The following is a 14111-nucleotide window of genomic DNA, read 5'->3' on the forward strand; positions in this document are numbered from 1 at the left end:
GACTATTGATGGACCCGCCTGCCCCGCCACCCGACGATGAGACGCGGATCCGGCGCCGGACCGCGCCGGAACGGTCAGGCGCCTGGTGCCGCCAGGACGAAGGTCTCCAGCAGTTCGCCTCCGTACCAGTCGTCGCGGCGGCCCACGTGCGTCATGCCGAGGCGTCGGCAGACCGCCATCGACGCCTCGTTGCCCGGCGACACGACCGCGTAGATCTCCCGGGTGCCGGCGGCGAACTCCCGCGCCAGGAGCGCACGGGCCGCCTCGGTGGCGTAGCCCTTCCCCCACGAGTCCGGGTGCAGGTGCCAGCCCACCTCGATGTCCACGGTCCGCACCGCTTCGTCCCGCCCTGGCAGAGGCTTGAGCAGCACCGTGCCCGCCACCAGACCTGTGTCGCGTACCTCGATCGCCCAGGTGCCGTACCGGCCGTGGTCGGCGGCGTGCCGCTCCCGCCAGACCCGCAGCCGGTCGACGGCCTGCGCCGGGTCGGTCATCGGAAGTCCGGGAACCGCGCCCAGCCAGCGGGTGATCTCTGAACGGCGGTAGATGTCGTAGATCCTCGCCAGATCGGCCGGGTCGTCGGTCCAGTCGCGCAGGCTCAGGCGTTCGGTGGTGAGAACAGTCATGACCGACCAGCTTAAGGAGTGACGGGCGCGGCGACGGGGAAAGAGATCACGATGGGCAGCGGATGGCAACGGGCGAAGCGGATCACCAGTGCCGCATTCCGTCCGGTGCGGGGACGGGACCTGTCGCTGCACGCCGCCGCGATCACCTTCTACGGGGCGATCGCGATCGTGCCGGTGGCGCTGCTTGCCATCTGGCTCACCTCGCTGGTCGCGGGAGCCGATCGGGTACGCCGACTCACCTCGTACGCCGTGGAGGCGCTGCCCACCGCGATCGGCGCGCCCCGGGCGGTGGACGCCCTCGTCAACGCCGGGGTGGAGTTGACCCCGCTGCTGGCGCTTGCCTCGCTGCTGCCCGCGTCGCTGTACGGCGAGGGCCTGCGCCGGGCGTTCGTGTCGGTGGCGGCGCCCCGCACCGACGAGCACCTGGTGGGGTGGCGGGGCCGGCTTCTGCTGCTGCCGCTGCTCGCGCCGGCGCCCGCGCTGCTGCTGTCGATCCTGCTGGCCCTGCCGCTTACCACCCGGCTGGTCCGTCAGGGCGGCTGGGTAGGCGCGCTGGGCGTGGTGCTGTCGTTCCTGGCTGTGTGGTTGGTGCTCACGCCGGTGCTGGTGTGGGTGTTCCGGGTGGTCGGACCGGCGTCACCGGACTGGCTCTCCACCCTCGCCGTCGGGTCGTTCACGGCGGCGAACCTCTCCGGCTTCCTGCACGGCTTCGTGCTCTTCGCCTCCCTCCCCCTGGACCTGGGGGTGCCGTTCGGCGGCTTCGACGAGATCGGCGGGGGCGTCGCCGTGCTCCTGTGGCTCTACCTGTTCCACGTGATCGTCCTGGCCGGCTACTCCGCCACCCTCGCCCTCTCCCGCTGGCGCGCCCAGCGCGCCCCGGCCACGCCCTGATCAGGAGGCGGTCGCTGGGGAACGGTCAGCGGCGGATCGGTCGGGCGAAGGGCTGACCTGGGCGGCCGCGCGGACTAGGCTGCCGCGGCATGAGCAGTGAGATTCCGGCCCGCGCCGACGTCGTGATCGTCGGTGCCGGGCACAACGGCCTGGTCTCCGCAGTCCTGCTGGCCCGCGCCGGCCTGGACGTCCTCGTGCTGGAGGCGGCCGACGTCCTCGGCGGCGCGACCCGCACCGAGAACCCGTTCCCGAAGGTGCCGGGACTGCGCCACTCCACCGGCTCGTACCTGCTCGGGCTGATGCCCCCGGAACTGCTCGACACCCTCGACGTCCGCATCCCGGTGCTGCGCCGCGACCCGCACTACTTCCTGCCCACGCCGGGCGGGCTCGGCTCGCCGTACCTGCTCTTCGGCAGCGACACCGCCGCCACCCGGGCGCAGCTCGCCGAGTTCTTCTCCCCCGCCGACGTGGCCGCCGACGACGCCATGCAGGCCGAGCTGGCCGCGCTGCGCGACGACCTGGCCCCGGCCTGGCTGGCCGAGCCGTCGACCGTCCAGGAGACCGCCGAGCGGTACGTCCGCCCGGCGCTGCGGCAGGTCTTCGTCGACCTCGTCCAGGGTTCGGTCGCCGACTACCTGGCCCGGTTCGAGTTCCAGTCCGAACTGCTGGTCAGCATGTACGCGGTCACCGACGGCCTGTCCGGGCTCAACGCCGGCCCGGACGACCCCGGCACCGGGCACAACTTCCTCGTGCACAACATGTGCCGGCTGCCCGGCTCGGGCGGCACCTGGATGATCGCCGAGGGCGGGATGGGCACCGTGTCGCGCACGTTCGCCGAGGCCGCGCGTGCCGCCGGGGCGACAATCCTGACCGGTACGCCGGTGAGCGCCGTGACCCTCGACGGCGGCGCGGCCAGCGGAGTGGTGCTGGCCGACGGCCGGCAGGTCGCCGCCCGGGTGGTGCTCGGCGCGTGTGACCCGTACCGGCTGATGGACCTGTTGCCCGACGGCGCGCTGCCGGCGGCACTCGGCGAACGGATGGCGGCGGTCCGCCGCCCCGGCACCACCCTCAAGCTCAACCTGGCGCTCAGCGGGCTGCCGCGGTTCTCCTGCCTGCCGGCCGGCACGCCGAGCCCGTTCGGGTCGACCATCCACCTGCTGCCCGGTTCGGCGTCGCTGGTCGGCGGGGACACCACCTCGCCGATGACCGCGCTGCGCGGCATGTGGGCGGACGTGCAGGCCGGGCGGCTGCCGGCGGAGCCGACAATCGAGTGGTACCTGCACACCACAGTCGACCCGTCGCTCTCCGACGCCGCCGGGCACCACTCGTCGGCGCTGTTCGTCCAGTCCGTCCCCTACGAGCTGGCCGGCACCACCTGGGACGCCGAGCTGCCCGGCTACGTCGACCGGCTCATCGAGATCGTCGAGCGGTACGCCCCCGGCACCGCCGACCTGATCGCCGACGCGGTGCCGCTCCCCCCACCGGGCATCGAGGCGCACTTCGGGATCACCGGCGGGCACATCCACCACGTCGACAACACCGTGTCGTTCACCGACCGGATGCCCTACGCCACAGGCATCGACGGCGTGTACGCGGGCAGCGCCGGCTGCCACCCCGCCGGCAGCGTCATCGGCGCGGCCGGCCACAACGCCGCCCGCAAGATCCTCGCCGACCTGACCTGACCGCCCCCACCTCGGGCGGGCTCGGGCGGGGTCAGCTCAGGGCTTCGCCTGCCGGGGCCGGGGTCTCGGCGTCCACCCGGTGGGCCCGCACCTTGTGGCCGACGCTCGTGAGGCAGCGGCCGCTCGGCAGGTCGAAGCGCCAGCCGTGCAGCTGGCAGGTGAGCTGGTCACCCTCGACGATGCCGAAACGGGTCAGGTCGGCCTTCAGGTGCGGGCAGCGCCGCTGCACCACCCAGTCGCCCAGGGTGATGTCCTCGGCGTCGGTGGTGCGCTCGTGCTCGTCGTACCAGCCCTCGGCGTACTGGAGCCGCTCCTCCGACAGGCACTTGAAGAACGCGTAGACGAACTCGTTGTACTGGCCGATCCGGGCCGCCGAGAACCGGCAGGACAGGAAGAGCGAGTTGACCCAGTCCACCTCGTCGATGAACAGCAGGTGCTCGATCAACGCCCGCTCGGTCCGGAACCGGTAGCGGACCTTCTCGTCCGCGTACGGCCGGACCTCCTTGCCCGGGAAGTCCACCACAATTGACTCAATGGTCTCGCCGCCCGAGTCGTCAGTGCCGACCAGGTCGAAGCGGACCGGGCCGCCGACCCCCTTGGCCAGGTAGATCGACTCGTCGAGCAGCGGCTCGATGCGGCGCTTCATCTCACCGAGCACGTCCACCTCGGGGTGCCGCCAGGACGCCTTCTCCGCCTCGATGATCGGGCGCTTGCGCTCCCGCATCTCCTCCAGGTGGGCGACCTTGTTCGCGAAGAACTCCTCGACCGGCACCGGGTGGGTGGTGCTCGCGCCCTCGGTGGTGACCTCGGCGACGCTGCCCGGCAGCAGCACGATCCCGTTGGTGCCGCCGACCTTCGCGTACTCCGACAGGAACACCGACTGGTCGGGGAAGATGTTGCCCTCGTCGCCGTGGATGTCGTTGAACTGCCACAGCGCGTCGTCGAGGAAGCACGGCGGGCCGGCGATCGGGAAGACGTGGTCGGCCTTCAGGTCGTCGATGTAGCGCCACGTCCGGTCGAACTGCCTGTCGCGCTTCTGCTTGCCGAACGCCGTCTTCGCGGCCTGCGGCAGCTCGTAGACCATCGGATACCAGATCGCGCCGGAGAACTGGAGCAGGTGCGCGTGCACGTGCCCCAGCTCGGCGAACACGCTCAGGTCGGTGGGGCGGGCGTCGTTCTGGTTGAGCAGCCGCACCCCGTCGTACTCCACCCACAGCGACGAGTCGCCGATCGGGCCGTCGGTCGGGCTGGTCAACGCCTGGATCATGACCTTCAGGCCGCCGGGCAGCTCCACCACCTGCTCGTTGGGCGCCTTGAGGAACTTCGTGAAGCCCAGCGCCCGGAACTCGTCCTCCATCTCCGAGGTCGGGAACTCGGGCAGCAGGACCGTGGCGTCCTTCGAGACGAAGTCCCGCAGGTGCTTCGCGTCGAAGTGGTCCCGGTGCAGGTGGGAGACGTACAGGTAGTCGACCTGCCCCAGGGTCTCCCAGTCGAGCAGGGAGTTGTCGGGGAAGGGAAACCACGAGGCGAAGTACGCCGGGTTGACCCACGGGTCGCACAGGATGCTGCCCGCGGCCGTGTCGATCCGCATACTGGCGTGCCCGGTTCCGGTCACTCGCACCGCACAGTCCCCCTCAAACAGACAATCAGGTGTACGCCAAACGCTACCGGAGGGAGTCTGACCGCCGCCCCGCGACGCCGGTAGTGTCGTTCCGCCCGCCCTCAAGGGGTCAAAAGGCCCGCCCCGCCGCCGGTCAGTTCGCGGCCGGAGACGTCCAGCTGCGACGGGACGGGTCGGCCCCACGCCAGGCGTCCATCAGGCGGGGGATCTCGTCGGCCGGGGCCGCCACGTTCACCTGCTGCGCGCCACCGACCTGGTGGTCCGCGTCCTGCGACACGTTCCCCTCGCTGCAGCAGGAGCAGATGAACCGCACTCCGCTGGCCGGCTCCGCCGCGTAGCCGTGCTCGTCGAACAGCGCCGCCAGAGCACGGACGTCCTCCGGCGTCGCGGCCGTGACGTGGACGGTGGCTGTCGGCAGTGCGGACGCCCGGAACAGCAGCAGCTCGTCGAAGACGGAGTACGTCCGCCCGTCCACCACACGCTCCCCGTTCGGCGCGCCGTCGTGCACCACGACCTCACCGAACCGACGGCCCGACTCCGGGGTCGGCACGTTCAGCACCCGGGCTCGGGTGGGGCAGAGTCGCTGCGCCCAGACCACCTCGTTGGTGCCGGCCGGACCGAGTCGGATCGGAGTGACTCCGAAGTCCGCGACGATCTCGCCGTCGCCGTCCGGCACGGTCAGTCCGAAGCCTCGCCAGGCGTACCGGGCGGTCGCCCAGTCCTCCATGATCGTCGCCGCGATGCCGAGGTTCCAGAAGGCCGGATCCTGCGCGTCACGGTCCGCTCGGGCGGCCGCCTCGCGGCCCAGCTCATACGCCTTCGCCCAGTTACGCAGGAACTTGTACGCCAGCGCCGCGTCGTACCACCAGACCCCTGCCCTCGGGTGGTCGGGGTGTCGCCGCGCCAACCGCTCCAGAAGTTCGCCCGCCTGCGGCCAGTCCTCGGACTCCCACGCCTCGTAGGCTGCCTTCAGCAGCTCCCGATCCTCCTCGCGGGTCACGTCGTCCCCTCCATCTGGTCGGACCCTGCGCCGGGCCCGGCACGAGGCGTGCCAGACTAACCAAAGATCCGATCGCGAGGGAAGGACCGACAGTGGCAGGAAGCGAGCCGGTAACGTCGCCAGACCAGCACAAGCCTGGGCACCGGAAGGCCGGGCGCATCGGCGCGGTGCTGTCCGCGCTGGCGCTGCTGGCGATGATCTGCGGCAACCACGAGGGCAGGGTCGAGGACATCTGGCTGGTCGGCCTGGCCGCGCTGCTGCTGATCATCGTGATCGGCGACGCCGTGCTGCGGCGCAACGGTCTGCGTTCCTGACCCCGCCGGACGACCCAACCGGCGTACGACGAGGGCCCGCCCCCACCCGGGGGACGGGCCCTTGTCGCGTACGCGTCGGGCTCAGCGCCCGAACAGGATGTCCTGTACGTCCTTGAGCGCGGCGTCGACCTCGGCCTCGAAGTAGCCGCCGGGCACCAGGCCGAACCGGAGCGTGTCCAGGTCCTTCGGGTCGACAGGCATCGGGTTGCGGCGCTGCATGCCGCCGAGCAGGGTCTCGAAGAACCGGTCCACCTGGTCCGGGTCGTATCCGCTGCCGAACCGGCGCACCTGGAAGCTGCGCCGGATCTGGTCGACCCGGTACAGGTCGCTGCCGGGCGGACCGGCCATCGGGGGGCCACCCACCGGCGGACCGGCCATCGGGGGGCCGGCGACGGCGGGCGGACCGGCCATCGGCGGACCACCGATGCCGGGCTGCGGCATCGGCGGCGGGCCGGCCGGACCACGTCGCATGTCACGCAGGTCCCGTTCCGGCATCCGGATCTCGGCGGTCATGTCGGCGCGACCGTGCCGGCCGGCCTCGAAACCGTCGAAGCGCGGCTCCTCCGGCGGGTAGCCGCCGGACGAACGCGGGTCGTCGGGCGGGCCGTAGCCGCCGGGCATCCGCTGGTCGTCCGGAGGGCCGTAGCCACCGGGCATCCGCTGGTCGTCGGGCGGGCCGTAACCGCCGGGGCCGGCGGGCAGGCCACGCGGGGGCACACCGTGCCCACCCATCGGGCCGCCGGGGCCCATCGGGCCGGGGCCGGCCGGGCCGCGCGGCGCGTCGTAGCCGCCACGCGGGGCGTCGTACCCACCGGCGAAGGCGCCCGTGGGCTCGTCGTAGCGGCCGTACCTGTCGGGCGGGCCGGGCTGCGCCGGCATCGGCCGGGGTGGCATCGGCTGCGGGACCATGCCACCACGGTCGTCACGCATCGGCGGACCCATCCGGTCCGGAGGGCCCATCCGGGGGTCACCGCCGCGCCCGGCGCCGGTGCGCTCCTCCAACTCGGCCAGCTGCCGCTCGACGCGGTCCAGGTGCAGGTCGACCTGCCACTCGTCGTAACCGTTGAACCGGACCCGGAAGACGACGTCGTGGACCTCCTGGGAGGCCACCGGCGCCCCGACCTGCCGGCCGTCGAGCGTCGCCTCGACCCGGTCGAGGAAGGCATCCACCTCGTCGACCTTGTATCCCCGGCGGAGCGCCTTGCGCCGGAAACGCTGACCCTGACTCGCCACTATGTCTCCTGGTCTCGTTCGCCACGCCCGGTCACGCCGGTGCATCTCCGGCGCGGTCGGTGTTGGTGTCGGTGTCCTCGGCGGCGGCGAGTTGGCCACACGCGCCGTCGATCTCACGACCCCGGGTGTCCCGTACGGTGGTGGACACCCCGGCGTCGCGCAAACGCCGGACGAACTCCCGCTCCACCGGCTTCGGGCTCGCGTCCCAGCGGCTGCCCGGCGTCGGATTGAGCGGGATGAGGTTCACGTGCGCCAACTTGCCGGCCAGCAGCCGCCCGAGCAGATCAGCTCGCCACGGCTGGTCGTTCACGTCCTTGATCATCGCGTACTCGATCGACACGCGACGGCCCGTCCGGGCTGCGTAGTCCCACGCTGCGTCCAGCACCTCGGCTACCTTCCAGCGCTGGTTCACCGGCACGAGTTCGTCGCGCAGATCATCATCGGGGGCGTGCAACGACAACGCAAGGGTCACAGAGAGGTCTTCGCTGGCCAGTCGGCGGATGGCCGGAACCAGGCCCACCGTGGAAACGGTGATGTGCCGCTGGGACAGGCCGAGGCCCTCCGGAGCGGGGCTGACCAGGCGACGGATCGCCGCGATCACCCGGTTGTAGTTGGCAAGCGGCTCGCCCATGCCCATGAAGACGACGTGCGACAGCCGGGGCGGTGAGCCGGCGACCGCGCCGGACGCCGCCACCCCGGCCAGGTAGACCGCCTGGTCGACGATCTCGGCGGTGGACAGGTTGCGGGTCAGCCCGGCCTGGCCGGTCGCGCAGAACGGGCAGGCCATGCCGCAGCCCGCCTGGCTGGAGATGCAGACGGTCACCCGGTCCGGGTAACCCATCAGCACGCTCTCCACGAGCGCGCCGTCGTGCAACTTCCACAGCGCCTTGCGGGTGGCGCCGTCGTCACAGGCCAGCTCCCGGACCGGGGTCAGCAGCTTGGGCAGCAGTTGGTCGGCGAGCCGCTCCCGGGTCGCCGCGGGCAGGTCGGTCATCGCCTGCGGGTCGCGGACGAGCCGCCCGAAGTAGTGGTTGGAGACCTGCTTGGCGCGGAACGCCGGCTCACCCAACTCGGCGACCAACGCCTGGCGGCCCGCCAGGTCCAGGTCAGCGAGGTGCTGAGGGGGCATGGAGGCCCGGCGCGCGGCGGGGGCGTCCGAGATGGCGGGGATCAGGGGCAGGCTCGTCATGGCTGGTCCAGTGTGTCACGCCTGGGGCGGCACAGACCCGTCCGGAGGTGCCGAACCGGTCCCGACCGCCGGATCGGGAAGACCGGGACGCGGTGATCCATGCCTCACCCCACCACCGGCACGAAGATCGCCAGCAACAGGTAGGCGGTCGGCACCGCGAACAGGATCGAGTCCAGGCGGTCCATCAGCCCGCCGTGCCCGGGCAGCAGGTTGCTCATGTCCTTGACCCCGAGGTCCCGCTTGATCATCGACTCGGCGAGGTCACCGAGGACCGCCGCGCACGAGACGGCCACCCCGAACAGCGCGCCCCACCAGGGCGCCACGTCCAACATGAGCCACAGCAGCAGCGCGCTGCCCAGCGCCGCCGCGCTCACCGAACCGGCGAAGCCCTCCCAGGACTTCTTCGGGCTGATCGACGGGGCCATCGGGTGCTTGCCGAACGAGACACCTGCCGCGTACCCGCCGGTGTCGGAGAGGACCACCGCGACAAGTGTGGCCAGAATGCGCAGCGGGCCGTCGTCGGGGGCCGCCGCCAGCAGCGCCGCGAAACCCCCCAGGAACGGCACGTAGACCGCGATCAGGGTGGCCGCCGTCAGATCCCGCTGGAAGCCCGCCGGGCCGTCGCCCAACCGCCAGATCATGGTGCCCAGCACGGTGACCAGCAGCCCCAGACTGAGCGCGTCCGGGCCGGCGAACCAGGCCAGACCCACAGTCAGCACGCCACCGGCGATCAACGGCACCAACGGCGGGTGCGCCCCGCTACGGCGGACCGCGCGGGCCATCTCCCACATGCCGATGGCCACCGCACCGGCGACCACCGGCAGGAACGCCAACGGGTAGAAGACGAGCGGCACCACGATCAGCGCACCGAGGCCCAGCCCCACACCGATCGCCGCGGGCAGGTTGCGGCCCGCCCGCCCGGTGCCCAACTGCTGGGTGGCCGGCCGGTCGACGCTGGCCCGACGTCGGCCCTTCGGCCGCCGGCCGGCCGGCGGCACGGGATCGGGCTCGGTCACCGGATCCAGGTCCGGCCCGAGCTCGGCCCCGATGGGGGCGATCTGAGCGGTCGGATAGTCGGTGTCGTCGTCGAGGCGGCCCGGCCCGCCGAAGGGCTCCGGGCCGTCGTACCGGCCGGGCTCGTCGTACCGCTGCGGGCCGTCGTGACGGGTCGAAGCGTCGCGGCCGGCGGGCGGCCGGTCAGCGAACCGACCACCACGGCGGTCGTCGTACCGGTCGGGTTGGTTCCGGTCGCGCTCGTCGAAGCGGTCGTCCGGGCGGGCCGTCCGGCCGCGCTCGTCGTACGGGTCCGCCGGCACCGGCTCGGCGTACGGGCGGGTGCGTGGCTCCGCGTACAGCTCAGGGCCGGGCGGGCGGCCACTCCACTGGCCCGCCTCGATCTCGGGCTCCGGCCAGGGCAGCGCCACCGGACGCTCCGGCCGGTCCCAGCCGCGCGGCTCTCCCACGTAGGGGTCGGGGTGGGACATCACGCACCGCGACGTGGCTCGAGAACGACCACATGACGCAAGACCACAACCATCCCCTACACGCGCGATGTTCCTCCGATTGACCGCCCCGACGGTCGGTCGATTCCCGGTGTTCACCGCCCGGTGGTCGGGAATCCTGCCGAGCCTACTGCACCCGCCGTCCGGGCGAGGCGGACGAGGGCGGCCCCCGGAGCACTCCCCCGGCGTGTGCCGGACGCGGGCGAGGCCCGCCCCGGGAGTCGGGTCGGGCCTCGTCGCAGCGTACGGATGCCGGGGTCACACCTCGAGAAGCTCGGTCTCCTTGTGCTTGACGAGGTCGTCGATGCTGGCGACGTACCGCTGGGTCAGGTCGTCCAGCTCCTTCTCGGCACGACGACCGTCGTCCTCGCCGGCCTCGCCGTCCTTGACGATCCGGTCCAGCTCCTCCTTGCCACGGCGGCGGACGTTGCGGATCGCCACCTTGGCCTCCTCGCCCTTGTGCCGAGCCACCTTGATCATGTCGCGGCGGCGTTCCTCGGTCATCTGCGGGAGCAGGATGCGCAGCTGGTTGCCCTCGTTGTTCGGGTTCACCCCGAGGTCCGAGTCGCGGATCGCCTTCTCCATCGCGTTGATCTGCGAGTTGTCGTACGGCTTGATGATTGCCATCCGCGGCTCAGGGATCGCGACGGACGCCATCTGGGTAAGCGGCGTGGGCGTGCCGTAGTAGTCGATGATGATCTTGGAGAACATGGCGGGGTTGGCGCGGCCGGTGCGGATGGCGCCGAACTCCTCCTTGGCGTGCTCGACCGCACGCTCCATCTTCTCCTCGGCCTCGAGGAGGGTGTCGTCGATCACCGGTCTCCTCGCCTCCTTCTGTGCTCGTCGTGGGCTCTGCTGAAAGTCGTCAGGCGGTGATCAGGGTGCCGATCTTGTCGCCACCCACCGCGCGGATGATGGTGTCGTCACCCTGCGCGCCGAAGACCAGCATCGGCAGGCCGTTCTCCATACAGAGGCTGAACGCCGCCGCGTCGGCCACCCGCAGGTTGCGGCGCAGCACCTCGGAGAAGGTGATCGAATCGAGCTTGCTGGCGGTGGGGTCGATCCGCGGGTCGGCGGTGTAGACGCCGTCCACGCCGTTCTTGCTCATCAGCACCACGTCGGCCCGGATCTCCAGCGCCCGCTGGGCGGCCACCGTGTCGGTGGAGAAGTACGGCATGCCCGCGCCGGCGCCGAAGATGACCACGCGGCCCTTCTCCAGGTGCCGGATCGCCCGCAACGGAATGTACGGTTCGGCGACCTGGGCCATCGTGATGGCGCTCTGCACCCGGGTCTCGATGCCTTCCTTCTCCAGGAAGTCCTGCAACGCGAGGCAGTTCATCACGGTGCCGAGCATGCCCATGTAGTCGGCGCGGGCCCGGTCCATCCCCCGCTTCTGCAACTCGGAGCCACGGAAGAAGTTGCCGCCGCCGACGACCACGGAGACCTGCACGCCGCGACGGACCACCGTCGCGATCTGCCGGGCGATGGCCTGGACGACGTCCGGGTCGACGCCGATCGCGCCGCCACCGAACACCTCACCGGAGAGCTTCAGCACCACCCGGCGGGCACGTCCCGGCGGCGGTGCCGTCGGATCGTCCACCGCCAGCGTCCGGTCACTCACAACCTGCGTCATCCGCCCCGCCCTTCCCCACGCGCACGCCCCGTGCGGCGCGTACCGCGAACCTGCCGCTGCCGACCCTATGTGACGAGGAGGCCGCGGTGCCTGTCACGTACACCGGCGGCCTCCTCATCGACGTCTTGCGCCCACGGGCGCGCGCGGCGCCCGGCGGCGGCTCAGGCCTGGCCGACCTCGAACCGCACGAAGCGGGTGACCTCGATGCCGGCCTCGGCCAGCACCTGCTTCACCGACTTCTTGTTGTCGGCCACCGACGCCTGCTCGACGAGGACGTAGTCCTTGAAGAAGGCGTTCACCCGACCCTCGACGATCTTCGGCAGGGCCGCCTCGGGCTTGTTCTCCTCGCGGGCGGTCTGCTCGGCGATGCGCCGCTCGGACTCGACGACCTCGGCCGGAACCTCGTCCCGGGTGAGGTACTTCGGCCGCATCGCGGCGATCTGCATGGCCACACCACGGGCGTCGGCGTCGCCCGCCTCGTCGGACTTGCCGGTGTACGACACCAGCACGCCAACGGCCGGCGGCAGGTCCTGAGCCTTGCGGTGCAGGTAGACCGCGGTGGTGCCCTCGACCTTGGCGAACCGGTTGAGGACCAGCTTCTCGCCGATCTTGGCGGACTGCTCCTGGATCAGGTCGGCGACGACCTTGCCGTCGAGCTCGCTGGCGAGCAGCTCCTCGGCGGTGTTCACGCCGGAGCGCTCACCGTGCTCGACGAGCTGCTGGGCCAGCGCGATGAACGACTCGGTCTTGGCGACGAAGTCCGTCTCGCAGTTCAGCTCGAGCAGCGCCTTGCCGGAGTGGGCGACCAGACCGTTGGCGGCCGTACGACCGGCCCGCTTGCCGACGTCCTTGGCGCCCTTGACGCGCAGGATCTCGACGGCCTTGTCGAAGTCGCCCTCGGCCTCGGTCAGCGCCTTCTTGCTGTCCATCATGCCGGCGCCGGTGAGGTCGCGGAGCTTCTTGACGTCCGCGGCGGTGATTTGGGACATGGCTCTCTCTTCGGTGTTGAGACGGCGTGTGGATGGTCAGAGGTGCCGGTTACCCGGATCCGGGCGGATCGTGCCCGACGTACCGCCGCTGCCCGCCGTCCGCGAAAACGGACGGCGGGGCAGCGACGGCGCGGTCACTCCGCGGTGGCGGCCGCCGGCTGCTCGGTGGCGGCCTGCGCCGGCTGCTCGGCAGCGGCAGCGGCGGGCTGCTCGGCAGCGGCAGCGGCCGGCTGCTCGGCCGGGGCGGCCGACTCGTCGGCCTTCTTCGGCTCCAGCAGCTCGCGCTCCCACTCGGCCAGCGGCTCGTCGCTCGCGACACCCTCGGGCTTCTCGTCCCCGCCCCGGCGACGGCCGGAACGCGCGATCAGACCGTCCGCGACGGCGGCGGCGACGACCTTGGTCAGCAGCTCGGCCGAGCGGATCGCGTCGTCGTTACCCGGGATCGGGAAGTCGACCTCGTCCGGGTCGCAGTTGGTGTCCAGCACCGCGATCACCGGGATGCCCAGCTTGCGGGCCTCGTCGACGGCGATGTGCTCCTTCTTGGTGTCGACGATCCAGACCGCGGCGGGGAGCTTCTGCATGTCCCGCAGACCACCGAGGGTGCGGGTCAGCTTGATCTTCTCGCGGGAGAGCTGGAGCGTCTCCTTCTTGGTGTAACCGGCGGCGGTGCCGCTGAGGTCACCCAGGCCCTCCAGCTCCTTCATCCGCTGGAGCCGCTTGTACACGGTCTGGAAGTTGGTGAGCATGCCACCGAGCCAGCGGTGGTTGACGTACGGCTGGCCGACCCGGGTCGCCTGCTCGGCGATGGCCTCCTGGGCCTGCTTCTTGGTGCCGACGAACAGGATGCTGCCGCCCTCGGCGACGGTCCCACGCACGAACTCGTACGCCTTCTCGATGTAGTCGAGAGTCTGGCGCAGGTCGATGATGTAGATGCCGTTGCGCTCGGTCATGATGAAGCGCTTCATCTTCGGGTTCCAGCGGCGGGTCTGGTGCCCGAAGTGGACACCGCTCTCCAGCAGCTGACGCATGGTCACGACGGCCATGGTTGGGTTACTCCTCAAGATCCCTGGTTGTCACGCCCGGCCGGTGGCCGGGCGTCCTGGTGCCTGGTCGCCGGCCCATGGTGGGCCCGATCAGGATCGGGACCAGGGAGGCCGTCGCTCCACGACGATTTCGTGAAGAGGGCACGCGAGGTCGACCGCGCAAGGCGGTCGCCAGTCGACAAGTGTACGCGCCTCCCCCGCCCAGCCGCCCCGGGGTGCTGCCCGGGGTGCCGCGCGACCGCGCTCTCCCGGCTCGTCCTTGCCTGGCCGGGCTTGATCGCGGGCCTTGCCGCCTGGCCGCGGCTTGATCGCGCTACTTCATGGAAATAGTGGCCTCCTTGCCGGTGGAGGCCACTATTTCCGTGCTGTTGGGTGGATCATCAGCCGC

Annotated in this window: 13 protein-coding genes; 3 read left to right on the forward strand and 10 right to left on the reverse strand. The window is 71.4% G+C overall.

Going from position 1 to position 14111, the window contains the following annotated elements:
* Nucleotides 1-74: 74 nt before the first annotated feature.
* Entirely contained in the window at nucleotides 75-626 is a 552-nt protein-coding gene (locus AB0N27_RS11005) for a GNAT family N-acetyltransferase (RefSeq protein WP_364366760.1), read from the reverse strand.
* 51 nt (nucleotides 627-677) lie between these two features.
* Here AB0N27_RS11005 and AB0N27_RS11010 point away from each other — a divergent pair, with 51 nt between their 5' ends.
* Nucleotides 678-1517, forward strand: coding sequence for a YhjD/YihY/BrkB family envelope integrity protein (locus AB0N27_RS11010; protein WP_364366763.1), 840 nt, complete (start codon nucleotides 678-680; stop codon nucleotides 1515-1517).
* Between the two features lie 89 nt (nucleotides 1518-1606).
* Nucleotides 1607-3199: an NAD(P)/FAD-dependent oxidoreductase gene (locus AB0N27_RS11015; protein ID WP_364366766.1), complete on the forward strand. Its 1593-nt coding sequence runs from the start codon at nucleotides 1607-1609 to the stop codon at nucleotides 3197-3199.
* Between the two features lie 31 nt (nucleotides 3200-3230).
* On the opposite strand, the gene AB0N27_RS11020 is transcribed toward AB0N27_RS11015, so the two are convergent.
* Both AB0N27_RS11020 and AB0N27_RS11025 read right to left on the reverse strand, forming a co-directional pair.
* A complete protein-coding gene (locus AB0N27_RS11020; protein WP_364366769.1) occupies nucleotides 3231-4820 on the reverse strand; it encodes a Rieske 2Fe-2S domain-containing protein in 1590 nt (529 codons plus the stop codon).
* Nucleotides 4821-4953: 133 nt separating this feature from the next.
* Nucleotides 4954-5820: a tetratricopeptide repeat protein gene (locus AB0N27_RS11025; RefSeq protein ID WP_364366772.1), complete on the reverse strand. Its 867-nt coding sequence runs from the start codon at nucleotides 5818-5820 to the stop codon at nucleotides 4954-4956.
* A 92-nt stretch (nucleotides 5821-5912) separates the two neighbouring features.
* Here AB0N27_RS11025 and AB0N27_RS11030 point away from each other — a divergent pair, with 92 nt between their 5' ends.
* Nucleotides 5913-6134: a DUF2631 domain-containing protein gene (locus AB0N27_RS11030; RefSeq protein ID WP_151490290.1), complete on the forward strand. Its 222-nt coding sequence runs from the start codon at nucleotides 5913-5915 to the stop codon at nucleotides 6132-6134.
* Between the two features lie 81 nt (nucleotides 6135-6215).
* On the opposite strand, the gene AB0N27_RS11035 is transcribed toward AB0N27_RS11030, so the two are convergent.
* From AB0N27_RS11035 to rpsB, 7 genes are all read right to left on the reverse strand, one after another.
* A complete protein-coding gene (locus AB0N27_RS11035) occupies nucleotides 6216-7367 on the reverse strand; it encodes a DivIVA domain-containing protein (protein ID WP_364366777.1) in 1152 nt (383 codons plus the stop codon).
* Nucleotides 7368-7398: 31 nt separating this feature from the next.
* Nucleotides 7399-8556 carry a 23S rRNA (adenine(2503)-C(2))-methyltransferase RlmN gene (gene rlmN, locus AB0N27_RS11040; protein ID WP_364366780.1) on the reverse strand — a complete coding sequence of 386 codons (1158 nt, stop codon included), beginning with the start codon at nucleotides 8554-8556 and terminating at the stop codon, nucleotides 7399-7401.
* Between the two features lie 104 nt (nucleotides 8557-8660).
* Complete coding sequence (locus AB0N27_RS11045; protein ID WP_364366782.1) at nucleotides 8661-10040, reverse strand: phosphatidate cytidylyltransferase; 1380 nt, start codon at nucleotides 10038-10040, stop codon at nucleotides 8661-8663.
* A 276-nt stretch (nucleotides 10041-10316) separates the two neighbouring features.
* Nucleotides 10317-10874 (reverse strand): ribosome recycling factor, encoded by a 558-nt coding sequence (gene frr / locus AB0N27_RS11050; protein ID WP_121655235.1) that lies wholly within the window; start codon nucleotides 10872-10874, stop codon nucleotides 10317-10319.
* A 49-nt stretch (nucleotides 10875-10923) separates the two neighbouring features.
* Nucleotides 10924-11691 (reverse strand): UMP kinase, encoded by a 768-nt coding sequence (gene pyrH, locus AB0N27_RS11055; RefSeq protein WP_364366786.1) that lies wholly within the window; start codon nucleotides 11689-11691, stop codon nucleotides 10924-10926.
* 161 nt (nucleotides 11692-11852) lie between these two features.
* Nucleotides 11853-12680, reverse strand: a complete 828-nt coding sequence (gene tsf / locus AB0N27_RS11060) for a translation elongation factor Ts (RefSeq protein WP_139586974.1) — start codon at nucleotides 12678-12680, stop codon at nucleotides 11853-11855.
* A gap of 134 nt (nucleotides 12681-12814) precedes the next feature.
* Entirely contained in the window at nucleotides 12815-13723 is a 909-nt protein-coding gene (gene rpsB, locus AB0N27_RS11065) for a 30S ribosomal protein S2 (RefSeq protein ID WP_364366790.1), read from the reverse strand.
* Nucleotides 13724-14111 lie beyond the last annotated feature (388 nt).

This window comes from Micromonospora sp. NPDC093244, assembly GCF_040683695.1.
In the GTDB taxonomy this organism is placed as follows: Bacteria; Actinomycetota; Actinomycetes; order Mycobacteriales; family Micromonosporaceae; genus Micromonospora.

Bases quoted from the DNA above. Each gene is read 5' to 3' on its own strand.
- AB0N27_RS11005 (WP_364366760.1), bottom strand. From the start codon at position 626: ATGACTGTTCTCACCACCGAACGCCTGAGCCTGCGCGACTGGACCGAC.
- AB0N27_RS11010 (WP_364366763.1), top strand. From the start codon at position 678: ATGGGCAGCGGATGGCAACGGGCGAAGCGGATCACCAGTGCCGCATTC.
- AB0N27_RS11015 (WP_364366766.1), top strand. From the start codon at position 1,607: ATGAGCAGTGAGATTCCGGCCCGCGCCGACGTCGTGATCGTCGGTGCC.
- rlmN (WP_364366780.1), bottom strand. From the start codon at position 8,556: ATGACGAGCCTGCCCCTGATCCCCGCCATCTCGGACGCCCCCGCCGCG.
- AB0N27_RS11045 (WP_364366782.1), bottom strand. From the start codon at position 10,040: ATGTCCCACCCCGACCCCTACGTGGGAGAGCCGCGCGGCTGGGACCGG.
- pyrH (WP_364366786.1), bottom strand. From the start codon at position 11,691: ATGACGCAGGTTGTGAGTGACCGGACGCTGGCGGTGGACGATCCGACG.
- tsf (WP_139586974.1), bottom strand. From the start codon at position 12,680: ATGTCCCAAATCACCGCCGCGGACGTCAAGAAGCTCCGCGACCTCACC.
- rpsB (WP_364366790.1), bottom strand. From the start codon at position 13,723: ATGGCCGTCGTGACCATGCGTCAGCTGCTGGAGAGCGGTGTCCACTTC.